General features: G+C 29.2%; 4 protein-coding genes. All 4 read left to right on the forward strand.

Going from position 1 to position 18255, the window contains the following annotated elements; genetic code table 11:
• Position 1: 1 nt before the first annotated feature.
• The 4 genes from K4897_RS05850 (at position 2) to K4897_RS05865 (ending at position 18225) form a co-directional block, all read left to right on the forward strand.
• Complete coding sequence (locus tag K4897_RS05850) at positions 2 to 4477, forward strand: right-handed parallel beta-helix repeat-containing protein (protein ID WP_250415710.1); 4476 nt, start codon at positions 2 to 4, stop codon at positions 4475 to 4477.
• A gap of 261 nt (positions 4478 to 4738) precedes the next feature.
• On the forward strand, positions 4739 to 10378 hold the full coding sequence (locus tag K4897_RS05855; protein WP_250415711.1) for an adhesin: 5640 nt from the start codon (positions 4739 to 4741) through the stop codon (positions 10376 to 10378).
• A gap of 152 nt (positions 10379 to 10530) precedes the next feature.
• Positions 10531 to 16836, forward strand: coding sequence for an Ig-like domain repeat protein (locus K4897_RS05860; protein ID WP_250415712.1), 6306 nt, complete (start codon positions 10531 to 10533; stop codon positions 16834 to 16836).
• Positions 16837 to 17007: 171 nt separating this feature from the next.
• Positions 17008 to 18225 (forward strand): hypothetical protein, encoded by a 1218-nt coding sequence (locus tag K4897_RS05865; RefSeq protein WP_250415713.1) that lies wholly within the window; start codon positions 17008 to 17010, stop codon positions 18223 to 18225.
• Positions 18226 to 18255: the final 30 nt, after the last annotated feature.

The following is an 18255-nucleotide window of genomic DNA, read 5'->3' on the forward strand; positions in this document are numbered from 1 at the left end:
AATGGTAAAAAATATTAAATTTTCTTTAATTTTATTATTATTGATTTTTGTATCTCTCGGAGCAGTTAGTGCTGCTGAAGATGTTAATGCAACAGTTGATGATAATATAATTTCAGATAGTATGGTATCTTATGAGCCAGTTAGTTATAATTACTATTCTGATAGTGGTGTTATAGCTGCACCTGCGTCTCATACAGTAAGTTCATCTAATTATGGTACTTATTTTGATGATGAAGGTAATCTTAAATCTTCTTCTGTTAATTCTGGAGATACTATGAGTTTAGATGGAACTTTCGCTGATAAAAAATTTATTTTAAATAAACCTTTAAATGTTGTAGGTACATCAACTAATAAAATGCAGGATTGTACTGTGGTTCTTTTAAAAGAATCCTCTGGAAGTAGCGTATCTAACTTAAATATTGCAAATAAAGGTACTGATATTCAGGGAATATTCCTTAATGAGGCTACCAAATGTAATATTTTCAATAATAAAATAAACAATTCCGGTCCAAGTTCTTTCCCTATTACTTTAAATCCAGGTTCTAATTATAATAATATTACAAACAATGTATTAGCTACTTATGGAGCAACTTATGGGCATGGTTCCAGGTCTACTTCTTTAATTGTACTTGGTGGTGCTCATTACAATTACATAGCTGATAATTATTTATACACTGATGATGCAAATGGAATTTATTTGTCCAGTTATGGTGGGGGAGCTTTTGTTGGAGCTATATCTAATTATAATGTTATTTTCAACAATACTATAAAAGCAACTGTTCTTCCAACTTCCTGGAATTATGCTATCCAGCTTATGGGAAATTATAACAATGCAAGTTCCAATACTATCATCGGTAATTACAGATCCATTTCTTCTACTGGTGTAGGTACTATTGTAACTGATAATAAAATTATCAATGCTACAGGTAAAGATTTCAACACTAATGAAACTGTAGGTGGGGACTATGCAATTGCTGTAGGTAATTCCTCTTTAGTTTCCAATAATATAATTCAAAATGCATTACTTATTGGTGCTGGAATTCTTGCAGGAGATTATTCCAATGTAACTGATAATGTTGTTGACGTTCATGGTAAAGGTTATGGAATTCAGGCAGAAGGTAATTATATTTCAATTAAAAATAATAATGTAACTACCAATACTTCTGCAGGTATTTTTCAAATGGGTAAATATGATTATTTAACTGTTACAAATAATAATATAGTTTCCAATACTGGTGTTGGTGTTTTACTTAAAAAAGTGTCCAGCACTAAATTCCCTGCAAATATTGTTATTACAGGTAATGACATAACTACTACTAATAAATATGCAATTGATGCTGCTGAAGCAGATAAAGATACTTACACAATTTCAAACAACAACTGTCATGGTTCTTTAATATTAACTCCTGAAGGGGCTGTAGATCCATCAAAACCGGTGTATGTTTTTAATGGTACAATTTACACAGTTACGGAAAGTAATTATTCTAGTTTCTTTGATGAAAACGGTAATTTAAATTCAGCTATTAAAATGAGAGATACTTTAAACTTTGTTGGAAACTTTAACAATAAAATAATGCTTATTACTGAAGGTATTAAAATCCTTGGTAAAAATGCTGTTTTTACTGATTCAATGTTTAAAGTAACTACAAATCATGTATGGATTGAAAATGTAACTATCATTAATAAAAACTCTTCTTCTTTAAATAGATGGGGAGTTAATGTAGTTGATACTAATCAGGTAATGATATTAAACAATAATATTAGTGTTGTTGATCCGAATGCAGCATATGCTATTTATATTTACAGATCAGGTAATGTTGAAGTTGTAAATAACACTCTTTACTCTCACGGTAATTATTTAACTTACACAGTTCTCGGATATGGTGCAGAAAATTGTGCTATTTCTGGAAACGTAATTAATACTTTAGGAACTGGTGAATTACATTTATATGAAGCTTCAAAATGTATTGACGGTAAAAATGATGTTAAAGAAATTTTCAGAACCTATGGTATTTTAATGATTTATTCTTCTGACAATGAAGTATTAAACAATAATGTAACTGTTAAATCTTTAGTAAATCAACCTAGAGCTACTGTTAATGGTAATTTTTCCACTAATTCATTAGTAGGTATTGATTTCTACTTTGATTCAAGTAACAATATTATTTCTGGAAACAATATTCATGTTGAAGGAAAAGACAATTATTTATATGGTATGGGTGTAATCGGATCTGAAACCGGTTCAGGATCTTCTAAATATTCTTCAAATAATAAATTTGTTGACAATAATGTGGAAGTTATCGGAAATTATTTTGCAACCGGTATTATAGCAGGTTATAATTCAAAAAATAATTTAATTAAAGATAATGATGTAAAAATTTCAGCAGATAATGTAAATTATGGTATTACTTTAGAATTATCTCAATCTTCCACTATTGTAAACAATAAAGTTAATGCAGCTGCAGAAGTTATTTACGGAATGGAAGCTTATTCTTCCAACAACAATAAAATTTCCGGAAATATTATTTCTGGAACTGGAAATATGGTTTATGGATTTGCAGGTTATGCATCAAGTAATAATGTTATTTCCAATAATAAAATAACTTCCAATGGTAATGGTAAAGCAATTTCATTTAAAAATTATGATTCAATTAAAGAAGGAAATGCAGGAATTCGTTTTGTAGCTATTTCAACTGGTAATATAATAGATAATAATGAAATTGTATCTAATGTAGGTTATCCTGTAGATTTAGATACTAAATCTGTTAACAATACTATTACTAACAATTACTTGGTTGGAAAAGAAGGCAGTGGAAATGACGGTGTAAATAATAGTAAAAACAATATTGTCAACAATAATTACAAATATATCTTTGAAAATGTTGTATTTGCAGATGTAACTGTATCTTATTTAGACAATGCAACCATTAAAATAACTGCTAAACTTCCATACACCGGAGGTCTTGCAGCTCAAGCAGCATTCTACATAAACGGTGTAAAAATTGGAAGTGCTGTTTTCAATGATGGTGTTGCTACTTTAAAATATCAATTAAATGAGTCCTATGTTCCTGGATATTACTCAATTACTGCTGTTTTATCTAAAGTTAATTATAAATCAGTTAATGCAACTGCTAATTTAATTGTAACTAAAGGAAAATTAAACATTAAAGTAGATGAAGTAATTGGAAAAGCAGGTAATAAAGTTTATTTCACAGCTACTGTTAAAAATGCTTTAGGCTATGGTGTAAGCGGAATTACTGTTGAATTCTTCACTGATGGAAGATATGCCGGAAAAGCTGTAAGTGATGAAAACGGAATAGCTAAATTTGTTTATGAAATACCTAAATCTTTCACAGGATCACATCCAATATCTGCCAATGCTAGTGAAAATAATTACTTCTTAGGCAGTTCTGCTACTTCAAAATTAACTATCGGAGATATGGTTTATACTGTAATTTCAGCTAAAGATGTTGTAATGTATTATAAAAACGGAACCCGTTTAGAAGGAACTCTTAAAGATTTAAACGGTAATGCAATTGCCGGAGCTGATGTAAAAATAACTATTAATGGTGTAACTTACACTAAAACCACTGATAAAGATGGTAAATTCTCAATGGGTCTTAATTTAGTAGCTGGCGAATATTCAGTTTACATCAAATTTGATTCCAATGCTAAACAGTGGGGCAGTGATGCTAAAGTAAATGTTTTAATAAAATCTACTATTTCAAGTAGGGATGTTACTAAAATGTTTAGAAACGACACTCAATATTATGCTGTATTCTATGATGGGCATGGTAATTTATTAAAAAATACTGAAGTTAAATTTAATATTAATGGTGTATGGTATACTAAAAAAACCAATGCAGTCGGTACTGCTGGTTTAAATATTCAGTTATATCCTGGCAAATACATTATTACAGCTGTTGGTCCTAATGGAGAACAGAAAGGTAACACAGTTACAGTTTTATCTTTACTTACTGAAAACCATGATCTTGTAAAATACTTTAAAAATGCATCTGCATATTCAGTTAAAGTAATTAAACAGGATGGTAGTGTTGCAGGAGCTGGTGAAAAAGTAACATTTAACATCAACGGTGTATTCTACACTAAAACAACTGATGCAAATGGTGTAGCTACTTTAGGAATTGGTTTACTTCCGGGAGACTACATTGTTACTGCAATATACAAGGACTGTATGGTTTCCAATAAAATTACAGTTAAAAATGTAATGTTTACTGATAATTTAGACATGAAGTATAATGACGGCAGCAAATTCACAGCTACATTAATTGACGGTCAAGGTAAACCTTATGCAAATCAAAATATAACATTTAATGTTAATGGTGTATTCTATAATAAAGTAACTGACAGTAATGGTATTGCTTCTTTAGGTATCAGATTATTGTCCGGTAAATATATTATTACTTCTATCTGGGAGAATTTACAAATTGGAAACACTATTACTATTAGACAATAAGTAAATAACTTTTATTTACTTACTTTTTTCTTTTTTTGAATATTATTAATATTTTTTAATTGTTTAATTAACTTTTCATCAAATTTTTATATTATTTGTTTTTATTCAGATATGCTTTTTAAAAATTGTATAAAAATTTAAATATATATCATGTCAGATATTTATAACATAGTCAATTTAATAATATTTTTATTCTATTTTGTTGGACTATGATTTTATTTAATTAATTTAAAGGGAGGTGAAAATATTAAAAAACAGGGTATGTTGATTTTGGTAATGATTTGTTGTTTTATTTTATCATTAAGTGCAGTTAGTGCAATAGATGATACTGATAATTCTACAATTGTTTTGGAACAAAATAACAATGTAATTATTAACCATGAATCTAATAATTTGGATATTGGTAATCAGGATATTGTTTTAAGCCCAATTATTGGCGGCAAAACTATTGAAATTACTCAAAATAATTATGATAATTATTTCTACAAATTCAATGGTCAAATCAAAAATGAATCAGGAATTGTAGCTGGAGATACTTTAAAAATAGGCAATATATCTGATAGGGGTTTTGTTATTGATCGTCAGTTAACTTTAATGCCTTTAGATAATACTTCTAAAATTTCAAATGGATTTATTCATTTAGTTAAAGGTAGTGACGGATCTACAGTTTCAGGACTTACAATTAACAATACTAAAGGTGCATTATCTATTAATGGAATATATGTAGGTCAGTTACACGGTATTTGGATAACTAAATCTAACAATAATACAATTGTTAACAATACAATTAGAATAGCTAATGCTGCAGGTGTTTATGCAATGCCTATGGGATGGTCTAGCTATAATAGAATTATTGGTAATGATATGAGTACTTACATTACCTGTGTAATGGTTATGGGTCAATGTCATTATAATATAATTTCTAAAAATAAATTGGAAACTCTGGATTATAATGATTTGATAGTCAGTAATCTGATTTACTTTAATCCCTTTGGACATGCAGATTATGGTGGATCTCCGTTATGTTTGGGTAACGTTATTTCAGATAATTACCTTAAAGCATTTTGTAATGGGGCAATGTCTATTGTTTTACAGTTAGTTTATGAAAACCATATCAACACAACTATTGCTAATAATACTATTATTCGCGGTAGTTATGGTATTAGCTTATATTCAGATAATGCTACAGTATATAATAATACTATTATAGAAAGCAGTATTTCAGTTTCTGCAATGGGTAAGAATATATCTGTTACCTATAATAACGTAACTGGAACTAGTCAGGGTAATGGTATTTTAGTTAATGGTGAAAAAGGATATTCTGCTATTGTTGCACATAATAATGTAACATTTACAGATATTTATTGTGCTATCGGTTTAAGTAATTATACTGAAGCTTTTAACAATACTGTTAATATTAAGAATTATGGTGTAGGTATTAGTATCACTGATAATTGTTCTTATGTTCATGATAATAAAATTAAAGTTAATCATGATAATGCTATTACATTTATTGGATGTAACAATACTATTTCAAATAATATGATTGATACTCATGCTGTAGGTATATCTGTAACTTCCACATCAAATGTCATGAGATATTATTATAATAATATTTTAAACAATGTTATTCGCAGTGAAAGTTATGGTATTTCTATTAAAGGTTTAATCTATAAAACTACCATATCAGGTAATGTAATTGAAACTAATGCTAGTGTTGGTATCTACAAAGAGATTACTGATGAACTTGCAGACAATAACTCTGACAACATGATTAATGGGGTTATTTATGATGCAACAGCTTTAGTTATTAATGATGACAATTTCTACAAATACTTTGATGAAAGAGGTTATTTGAATTATACTTTTGAAGCAAATAAGACTAAAGTAATCTTCTTTACATTCTTATCTAACAAGGATGTATTCATAACAGAAAAAATCAATATTATTAGTAATAAACAAAGCAATCTTTTATTTAATGTTACTATTTCATTAAGTGGAGATGCTAGCGGATCATTAATTCGTGATTTTAATTTCTATAATATGAATAAAGAAGCTATAGTCTTAAATGGTGTAGATGATGTTTCGTTATCTAACAATAATATTACATTAATGTTGAAGGATAAAAGTCCTGCTAATTCAGCTATTTCAGTTGTTGATGTATGCAATGGCATAATTCTAAAAAATAATAATATTTATATTAATTCAAAAGCTGCTTATGCTTATGGTATTAGTATGCCTGCTTATAATCCTATAAGATTAACTTATAATAAAGTAATGTCTTCAGGATTTAGAATTTCCGGAAATACTATTATCATGATTGGTACTGGTGTAACTGAAGCTATTTATGCTGATGTTTTAACTGAAAGTGAAATTATGGGAAATAATATTAACATTATTTCTGATGGTGCAGCTTACGGTATAGCAAGCTGTAATGTTATTGGCAGCCCCCATGATTTGAATATTTCTAATAATAATATTGTTATTCATTCTAAGGATATGGCATATCTCATCGAGTTGCATAAAAATTATAATGTCACTTTTGTGAATAATTATCTTTATGGTAATTCTAACGGTGTTTATGGTATTGGCACATATATGTCAGACAACATTTCTATTATAAACAACACTTTCAATATCTTTGGCGGTAATTTATCTAAAATTACTGAAATTCATGATATATTAGGTATTGGACAAGGGGCTATTGGATTAATTAAATTTACAAATAATACAAATATTACTGGTAATTTAATTTATGCTAATGTAACAAATCCAATATTTGTTGAGAATAATACTTCTATTGTTGAGTTAGGTGTTACTTATTATGTTATTGATGATAATAATTGCGGAATATACTTTAATGATACTATAAACTCTAAAATTATTAAAAACAATGATGTGTTGCTACTTAATAATTTAACTAAAGGTCAAACTTTAAGTATTGATATTCCAGTTAATATCACATATTATAAAGAAAATGTAAGTTCAATTGTTAACCTGATTCTTAATAGTGGTGCTTCATCAGTTAATATTACTAATTTAACTTTAATTAACTCTACATTAACATTAAACAATGTTTCTAAAGTTTATATTAAAAATAATAATTTAACAAACTCTAGTGTAATTGTTGTTGGCGATATGGGTAATTATGTAATTAATAATAGTTTATCCGGTGGAAAAAGTAATGTAATGATTAAATTACTTGATACTTCTTCAAATCATATAATTTCTAATAATATGACTTTCAGCAATCTTGAAAATGTTGTAATTATTAAAAATTCTAAAGACAATGAAATTGCTCATAATAATATGTCCGGAATAGCTGATAAGGTTGTTTATTCTATTGATTCAGGATATACTAACTTTAATCATAATAATTTAACTATTAGTGGCTTTTCCATATTTGGATATTATGCTTATAATTCTGCATATGATTCAATAAAATACAATGATATAATCATTACTGGAAATTCAAGCGTTACTAATCAATCAGCTGTCTTCTTTACTGGCAAATCAGTAAGTAATACTGTAGCTCATAATAACATATTTTCTTATTCATTGAAAGGAGATGATTATGCAGTTATGATTATAACTAATGAGAATTTGTTTAATAAAGTCATAAACAATTATCTTATTAGTGGTAATGGATCTAAACGTGCAAATGCAGCTGTTTATGCATTGCATGATTTGGTTATAGATAATACTCCATTTGCACTTTATGTTGCAATTGGCGGTAGTGATACTGCAGGTGATGGTAGTAAAGAGCGTCCTTATGCTTCTCTGGCTTTTGCTTTAGGTAAATCTTTAAATCATTGTGTAATTTATTTACTTGATGGAACCTTTAAAGATTCTAATCTTGTTATTGATAAAAATATTACTATTTTAGCTATTAATCCGGGTAAAGTATTTATTGATGCAAATAATAGTCAGTTATTTACTATTTTAACTAATGGTACTTTAACAATAAATGGATTAATTGTATCTAATGGACATAATGTTAATGGAGGTTCATTATTTGTTAATAATGGTACATTATACATTAATAATTCAATAATTTGCAACTCTTCTGCTTACTTTGATAATAGTAATCCTGATTTCATAAATAAAACTGTAGATGACAGAGGCAAGGAGTACTGGTATACTGTTGACTGTAAAAATACGGGATTAGGTGGAGCTATATTAAATTACGGTAATTTATTTATTAATTTGACTGAATTATCTGGAAATTATGCTCATAGAGGTGGAGCTATAGCGGACTTTGGTAAAACTACTATTGTTTCATCAGTAATTCGTGATAATAAAGGTGTTCATGGTGGGGCTATTTACACAGATTCATCTAAATCTTTTACAATTAATAATACTGTATTTTACATGAATGTTGCAGTTCTTAATTTGGATCATTGTATGCTTGAAAGGTATTCTACCGGATGGTCTATTGATGAAGGTGTTCGTTATGAACACAGATCAGTATGTGAAGTTCCTTTAGGTACTGGTGGAGCAATATTTAACAAAAATACTGTTTTAGAAGTTGCTAATTCAATATTTGATCATAATAATGCTTATAAAGGGGGAGCTATTGGAACTATTTCAAATTATGGTGAATATTCAACATATAAACCAAAAGCTTCATTGAACTTAACTAACTGTTCTTTTACAAATAATGTGGCTAATTCCACTATTGAAGGTAATAATTCTAACTTGAATTCTTATGTTTATAGAAATTATGGTGATGGTGGAGCAATTTACGGAACATTTGATAAATTCACTCTTAAAGATTCTATTGTCCGTTATAATAAGGCAGTAGTTAATGGTGGAGCATTATCTGTTCAGGCAAATGATGGACGTATTGATGGTTGTATAATTACTGATAATCGTGCAGGAAGTAAAGGTGGTGCTTTAGACATATCTAATAACTTCCTAATTACTAATACAATTATAAGCAATAATTCTGCAAGTTATGGTGGAGCTATCAGTTACGGTTCATATGTTTACTATGGCCACACTCAGAATAATTTGAATATCTTTAATTCAACTATCTCTAATAATCTTGGTTTGGAATCAGGTGGAGCATTTTATTTAGGATCTGCTAATATGGTTATACACAATTCTAATATTGTAAATAACAAAGCACCTAAAGCTGAAAGTTTCAGTGTATATGACAGTTCACATTTATATGTTGATGCAAGGTATAATTACTGGGAATCTAATGGTAAAAAAGGAGTCCCAGATGATTCTCCTTTTAATTTAGGTGATAAAATTGTATTTAAGCCATTAGTTAGGTCAATTATTAATTGGGCTCCTACTGTAGTACCAGACAAGCCAAATGGAAACGGAACTGTTACTCCTGGAGGTAATGATAAGCCTGCTTCCGGCCCTACAGTGATTACTAAGACAAATCCTATTTGGCATACTGGTCCTCAAATTGGAGGTCAAGGTAAACCTGGTGGAAATACCGGTCCTGGTCCTTCCGGTCCGGGTGGTGGAATTCCTGGTCCTGGAAGTAATTTAGGTCCTGGTGGTGGTGGCCAATATGGTCCTAATGGCGGACCTGCTCAAGGTGGAAATCCTACTTCAAATCAGGGAGTTAATGGCAGTTCTAATGCTAATAGCTTAAGCCAAATAGATGGTGGTAATGCTAATGAAAACTTACTTACTGTAGGTTTGACTGCAAATGCAGCTTCTTCAGCTAGTGCTGGAGGATCTAGTTCATCTGATGCTGGAGAGTCTAGTTCATCCAGTTCCAGCAGTGATGATGTTAAAGCATATGAGATTGATGAAGAGGATGTGACTAAGCAATTAGATAATCCAAAAACAATATTTACATTTATTGGTTTAATCATTATTCTTATAATCTGTCTGTTTATAGGTTATAAACGCAGAAAAGATAGGGAAAATGAATAATTAAACCTTCTTTTTTTCTTTTTTCTAATATTTTAGAAAGTTTTTTATACTTCTTTTTATTAAAAGTAATAACATTATGGTTGATTTATAACCAAGTATAATTTAATTAAGAGGTGTTAATTATTTCTGTTAAAAAGAATGCATTTATATTCATGTTATTTTTGATTATATTGTCTTCAATAAGTTTAGCTAGTGCTAGTGATGATTTTAACAGTACTAATGTTGATGATAATGTAATTGTTGAAAATAACTATGATACAGACTCTATTATTGGAGATAATGGGGATAACTATGTTTATGTAAATCCTTCTGCAAATTTATCTATAGTGCCGGATGGTAGTCAGGATAAACCGTATGCTTCAATTGGTGAAGCAGTTAATATGGCTAGTGATAATTCTACTGTTATTCTTATGGATGGAATTTATAGCAGTCCAGGTGATTTAAACATTGAAATAAATAAAAATTTGGTAATTAAATCATTAACGGGCAATGTAACAGTTAATGGTAATGGACAAAGTACATTTTTTAATATTTTCGAGTCCAAATCATTAATTTTGGAAAATATTAACTTTGTCAATGGAAAAACAACTGAATATTCTAGTTATTATGGTGTTATTTACAATAAAGGATTTTTAACATTGTCAAATGTGGAATTTAAGAATATTAATTCTTTTATGGGAGTTATTTACAATGAAGGCGACTTAAAAGTTTATGATTCTAAATTTTCTAATTGTGTTGGTTCTAATTATGCGGATATGATTTTTAATTTGGGAGGCTGTAGTGTTGTTAATAGTAAATTGATTATAAGCTATTCAAATAAGAATCCTGCAATTTATAATTTTCATAATTTATTTGTGAATAATTCTCAAACTTTTGGAATTTCTTCAAACCCTAATTTTGATGTTGATATTTTTAAAAGCATTACCATGACTGTTATTAACTCAAAAGTAGGGCAATTAGCATGTAATAATGGTACATTGGTAGTTAAAAATACAACTGCTGATGCGGGTTTTAGAGCAGAAAACTCTGTAGTTAATATAAGTGATGTGTACTTTAGAACTTCCGGTTATTCAGGTTTATCTTCTCTATTTAATTCTGATGCAACTATTAAATCATCATATTTTGATAGCAGTATTAATATTGGTAATTCTAATCTTAATATAACTTATTCTGTTGTATTAGGCGAAATTTATGGTAATGGTGCTTATGCAAATAATGTTTCAGCAAATTATAATTGGTGGGGGGTAAATAAAGGACCTTCTCTTAAGTATGTTAAATCAGACACTAAATATTGGGTTGTAATGACTTTTGAATGTGATGAGTCTCCGATTAAAGTAGGTACTAATGCGGAGTTTAGGGCAACTTTAAATAAATATACTGATGGGGATTCCATGAAATATTTGGATAATCCTTCTTTACTTCCTCAAATGAGTGTTAAATTCGAGTCTCAAAATGGTAAATTTGATTATAGTAGTGGAACTTTAGTTAATGGTACATTTTCTAATTATTTAAGAAACAATAATGAAAGTTCAATTGTTTATGCTGTAATTAATTCTCAAAGATTAAGACTTATTGTCGGTACAGGATTAACTGATTATGATTGGTATGTTTCACCAACAGGACACAACGGGTTTGGTGATGGAAGTCATGATAATCCATATAAAACTTTGGATCATACAATAGCTAAAGCATTAAATGGAAATACTATTTATTTGTTAAATGGTACTTATACAAATAATTGGAATTCAAATTTGGAAATTGTTAAAAATTTAACTATTGTTGGTGTTGGTAATGTAATTTTAAGTAGAGAAAATGACCGTAATATATTCATAGTTAAAGAATGGGGTTGTTTGACTCTTAAAAATTTAAATTTTACAGTTAATTTAAAACAGTATTCTAATGAATTGATTCTTGTTAAAGGAGGAAATTTAACAGTTTTAAATTCCAATTTCTATGATATCCGTTCTGTTGGTATTGTTTCAACAAGTAATGGTGTTCAAAATAACGGTAATGTATATGTGGACAACATCACTTTTAAAAACATTGTAGGTCCATTAATTAGAGGCGGAGCCAATATTACTATTAATAATATATCTGCTGAAAAATGCAGCAATATTTACACTTATAGGGGTATGGAAGCATACAATGTTTGTTTCCCTGTCTGGAATTATATTTCTATTTCCAATTCAGTATTTAGAAGCAATACTGTTGGCATTGTTAATTTAAATCCTACTATTTATTCTTCTTCATCTCCATTAGGTAAAAATATAGTTGGGGATTTATCTAAAAGTACTGTATTTGCATACATTACTAATTGTTCTTTTGTAGAGAATAATTTCATACCTAGTGATTATTATGCAAGTAATCGCATAGGACTTGGATTAGGACGCAGTGTTTATGGAACCTGTCATGGAGAAGTAAACAATTGTTCTTTTATTAAAAATAATGGTAGGTTAATTGGAGGGGCTGTTGTAAATAATTCTTTCTTTGATTCCAATACTGTTTGTTATGTAAGTGCTGATTTAATCAATAATTCTTATTTCTATAAAAATGACAATTCAGGTATAGGTAATCTGGATTCTACCTATTCATATAGGGGAATAGCTACTGCTAATGAAGTTTATTATTCTGTTTTTATTGGAAATAAAGCTGCTTATGGTGGTGCTCTTGCAGGTACTAAGATTGTTCATTATTCTGTATTTTTGAATAATTCTGCTACTTACGGAGGTAATGATATTTTTGTTTATGATGGCGAAGTTGATTATTCAAGTAACTGGTGGGGTTCTAATCAAAAACCTGATGGTAATAGGATTTTTGTACATATCGGATCTTTAACTCTTGATAATTGGGTAATCATGTCTTTAGATGCTGTTACAAACACTCATATTATTGCTGCTTTAAATAAATTAATTGATAATAATGGAAATATTAGTGGTTTGGATAAGGTTCTTCCAACTAGAGATGTTTATTTCTCATCAGATTATGGAATAATATCTCCACTTAACACGTCTCTTGTAAATAATAAAGCTGATGCATATGTTGTTCAAAATGAAACTACTGCTGACTTTAATGTTTATGCAAGGATTGATAATCAACTTTTAGACTTAACACTTAGAAATAATAACACTCAACTGGTAATGGATGATGTAGTATTTTATGGAAACAATAACAACTATGAAATTACTTTAATTAATGTAAACGGTCATAGAATTTTCAATCAGACTTTAACTGTTGTTATTACAACTCCAAAAGGTGAAAAAGAGTATTTCACTTTAGTAACTGATGAAAAAGGATATGCCAAGTTTGAAGTAACTTATCCTGTAGGGGTATATAACATATCTGTTTATTATGATGGTAATGGTTATTTTGAAGGGTGTAATAAATCTGCTCAGATTACTATTAGTCCATCTGTTACTTATTTGATTAGTTATAATTACACTTTTTATGGTAAAAATGTTAATTTTTATGCAGTTTTAACAAATGGGCAGGTAGGAATTGTTAATCAAAGTATAACAATCACTATTATTGATTCTAAAGGAGGAACAAGGACAGCTGTTATTACTACTGATTCTACTGGGCGTGCTGATGCACTATTAAGTTTGGATGTTGGAAAATATACTATTAAATGCGAGTATAAAGGTGACGGCTGGTATCTGCCAAGCTCTTCTGTATCTTATGTTGAAATCCGTCCGGTTAATTCAACAATTGAAGTGCCTGATGTTGTTTTCTATGGTGTTGGAAATGACTATAACATCACTTTAAGGGATGAACACGGTACATTAATTAGAGGCGAGTATATTAATGTTGTTATAACTCAGGGCAATTTGTCTGATACTTTTACTTTGCAAACTGGTGATGATGGAGTAGCTAGATTAACTATTAATTATCTTCCGGGTACTTATCAGATAACTGCCAGCTATGCAGGTGATGATGTTTACGGTTCTGCAAAAGGCAGTGGAACTATCACAGTTAATAAGGTTTTAACAGTTATTTCAGGTTTCCATTATAGTAAAATTCCATTAAATGGTGTTTATACTATTGTTTTAACTGATATGTTTGGTCACAGAGTAACTAATGCAACTATAAAATTAAATCTGTACAAAGGAGTTTTATTAAAAACTTATACTGGTGTAACTGATGGTAATGGAGAAGTAACTTTCCGTATTGCTCAAGGTGAAGGTACTTATTTAGCTACTTTTGATTTTGATGGTGATATATGGTATATTGATTCAACTGGTGCTGCTACTATTGTTGTTGATAGTCAAACTGCACCTGGTCAGGTTTCTATTAATGCAAGTGATTTTGTCCAGTATTATGGTGAAAATAGGTATTTTGTAATTTCTTTCAATGATACTAATGCATATAGTTTGTATGGTAAGAATATTGCTGTTACAATTTCTTCCGGTGATTGGCAGCAAACTTACAATGTTGTTACTGACATTTATGGGTATGGCCGTTTGCAGATTACTTTAAATCCTGGTATTTATAATATTACTTACCAATACACTAACCCATATTATGGTTTGTTTGCTAAAAATTTAAGTACCGTGTCTGTTTATCGTATGCCGACTACAATTCTTGCATCTGATGTTATTATGAATGTTGGTGAAGCTAAGTATTATGTGATAAAACTACTTGATAGCAGGAATGCAGCTGTTAAAAATATGCAAATCATGATTGATATAAATGGAACAAACTACACAGCCACTACAAATAATGATGGTGTAGCTCGTTTACTCTTAAGTCTTGGTGTTGGCAAGTATCTGATTAGTTATCATATAGATAATCCAAATTATATTCCATCATCCGGTTCATCTTATATATTGGTGGTTGATTCTAACAGGACTTCTACTAACATTGAATCTGGTGATGTTAATGGTTATGATAATGAGTCTATGAATTTCACTGTTGTTTTAAGTGATGTTTTAGGTAATCCTATTAATTATGCTACTATTTTAGCTAATATTTCTACAATTGATGGTGATTTTGTCGGATCTTACAAAGGAGTAACTGCAAAAGATGGTAAGGTAATATTTAGCTTTGATTTAGATTATGGCAGATATATTATTTCCACTTATTATTTAGGCAGTAATTCCTATCTTGGAAGTTATGGAGTTAACTATGTGAATGTGGAATCTGTAGGCAATACTACTAAAACAGTTTTAATTGCTGGAGATTCTGAATTAAGTGGTAGCAGTAATTACTATGTTGTTTTAATTGATGAAAACGGAACATATATCAAAGGCAAGGAAATTAAATTTGCAGTTGGTAATCAAAGTTATTATGCTATTACAGATTCTGAAGGTAAGGCATTTTTGGATACTGTTTTATCTCCTGGATTCTATGATATTAAGGCAACTTTTGGCGGTGACGATACCTATAAAAAATCATCTGTAAAAACTACTTTGGTTGTTTCAGGAAATTCAACATATCTGTTTGCCTTAAACTGCACTAAAAATTATCGTAATGGAACACAATTTTATGTACAATTATTGGATTCCTATTCAAATCCATTGGTAAATCGTACAATAGCTATAACTATTAATGGAAAAACTTATAATCGCACAACTGATGAAAATGGTTGGGCAACTATGAATATTAACCTTAGACCTGGCGAATATGAAGTTTTATGTGCATATTATGGCCCTACTGAATCAGACAATGCATTTGCAAAAGCTATTGTGAAAGTTTTACCGACAATATTGGGGGACAATCTGGTTAAATATTATCTTAATGAGTCTCAGTTCCATGTTAAAGTAATTGATGGTGCAGGTAATCCAATAGCTAATACTAATGTGTCAATGAATATTAATGGTGTATTCTATGTTCGCAAAACTAATGATGAGGGCATAGATACATTAGGTATTAAATTATGGGCTGGAAAATATGTTTTAACAGTACATAATCCTTATGATGGTTTATTAATGTCATTTAATGTTACAGTTCTGCCAACAGTAGAAGCTAACGATTTGGTCAAATATTATCGCAATGACTCTCAGTTCTATGCTAAATTTTTAGACGGTCAGGGTAATCCATTAGCTAATGCTAAAGTTAAGTTTAACATTAATGGTGTTTTATATACTCGTGAAACTGGTGGGGATGGTGTAGCTATGTTAAATATTAATTTAAATCCTGGGGAATATATTTTAACAGCTATTCATCCTGACGGTCTTCAAGTTGGTAAAAAAGTAACTGTTTTACCTACTTTGGAAGGTAGTGATCTGACTATGAATTATAGGGATGGCAGTCAGTTTAAGGCTCGTTTAGTTGACGGTACTGGTCGTGCATTAGCTAATGAGACTGTGACTTTCAACATTAATGGGGTATTTTATAACAAGATTACTGATGTTAATGGTGTTGCCAGCTTAAATATTAATTTGATGGCTGGTAAATACATTATTACATCTGTCTATGGTAGTTATGCTACTTCTAATACTATTTTAGTGAACAAATTATAATAATTTATTCACATTTTTTTTATTTTTTTTAATTTTTCGGCTCTGTCAAGGACTTTGGTGATTTGAATTTTTAATTTTTAATTTCAAAAAATTTTTTAAATGCTTTTTTGGGTTTTATTTTTTAAAATAAGATAGTAAATTTAATATATTAAGTGGAGCTAATATATTAATATGAATAAAGACAATACAAAAGCTCCATGTTCTATATTGGAGGATAAACAACTTAAACTTTTCGATTTTTTTGAAGAATTTTCTGAATATGAATCTTATGGGGAGAAATTAAGCAATGGATGTTTAAATTCGGATGATAATTTAATTAGGCTTACTAAACATGGTAATTTTTATTTTAAATATAAATATGCATTTTGTCCTGATTGTTATTCCTCAAATGTTGTTAAAAATGGGAATTATGTTCGTAAATTGTATTTTTTAAATGTTGGAGAACAAAAATGTATTATTCAGAAATATAAATGTAAAAAATGTGGTAAAATTTTTTATACTGATATTAAATCTATTGTTGATGAAAATTGCAATATTACAAAGCCTGTAATAGAATATATCAATGAAATATACTCTGTTTCTGGAAATAGTATTTATAAAATTCAGTATATGCTCAAAAGATTCTTCAATGTAGATATTTCACATCAAAGTATTGAATCTTGCATAATATCTGATGAAAATGATGATATAAGTGTGAATGAATCTTATTCTGGATATTATTTGTTTGATAGTCTTTGGACTAAAATTAACGGTGTTTGGAACTATTTTTTAGTCTTATTTGATGTTAAATTGAATTCTGTTGTTTCTATGGATCTGGTGGAATCAGAGGATATTGGAACTATATATAAGTTTTTAGATGATTCCCTACGTAATCAGCCTAAGATTTGTATTGTATCTGATTTAAAAGATGAGTATCATCCAGCAATTGAAAAAGTTGGGGTTAGACATCAATTCTGTATGTTTCACACAAAACAAAAGATAAACAGGAACATTAGAGAGGATAAAAAAAGAAATAATTATTCTGATGAAGAATTGGAATACTTAAATTATTGTAAACAATTAGTTTTTGATGTTTTAGATGCTAATGATTTAGAATCTGCTAAAAAAGGTAGAGATTATCTTATTAGTATACAAAACAATTTGCCGAAAGTTATTTTTAATTTATTGTGGTTTTTCATCATTCCTTACTTTAAAACAATAACATTTCATCTTGAAAATAGTAATGTTCCAACTACAAGTAATAAAATTGAAAATTTCTTTCAAAAAGTTTTCCCTAAGCATATTAAAAAAACATTAAGAACTTTTGAAGGAGCTAGGACAAGATTTTCTCTCAAAACCAAATACTGGGTGCAGAGAAACTTCCGAGGCATTCATCACCAAAGTTATTGACAGTGCCAATTTTTCATGATAACTATTAAA

Source organism: Methanobrevibacter sp. TLL-48-HuF1 (assembly GCF_023617305.1).
Classification (GTDB): Archaea; Methanobacteriota; Methanobacteria; order Methanobacteriales; family Methanobacteriaceae; genus Methanocatella; species Methanocatella intestini.

Bases quoted from the DNA above. Each gene is read 5' to 3' on its own strand.
- K4897_RS05850 (WP_250415710.1), top strand. From the start codon at position 2: ATGGTAAAAAATATTAAATTTTCTTTAATTTTATTATTATTGATTTTT.
- K4897_RS05855 (WP_250415711.1), top strand. From the start codon at position 4,739: ATGTTGATTTTGGTAATGATTTGTTGTTTTATTTTATCATTAAGTGCA.
- K4897_RS05860 (WP_250415712.1), top strand. From the start codon at position 10,531: ATGTTATTTTTGATTATATTGTCTTCAATAAGTTTAGCTAGTGCTAGT.
- K4897_RS05865 (WP_250415713.1), top strand. From the start codon at position 17,008: ATGAATAAAGACAATACAAAAGCTCCATGTTCTATATTGGAGGATAAA.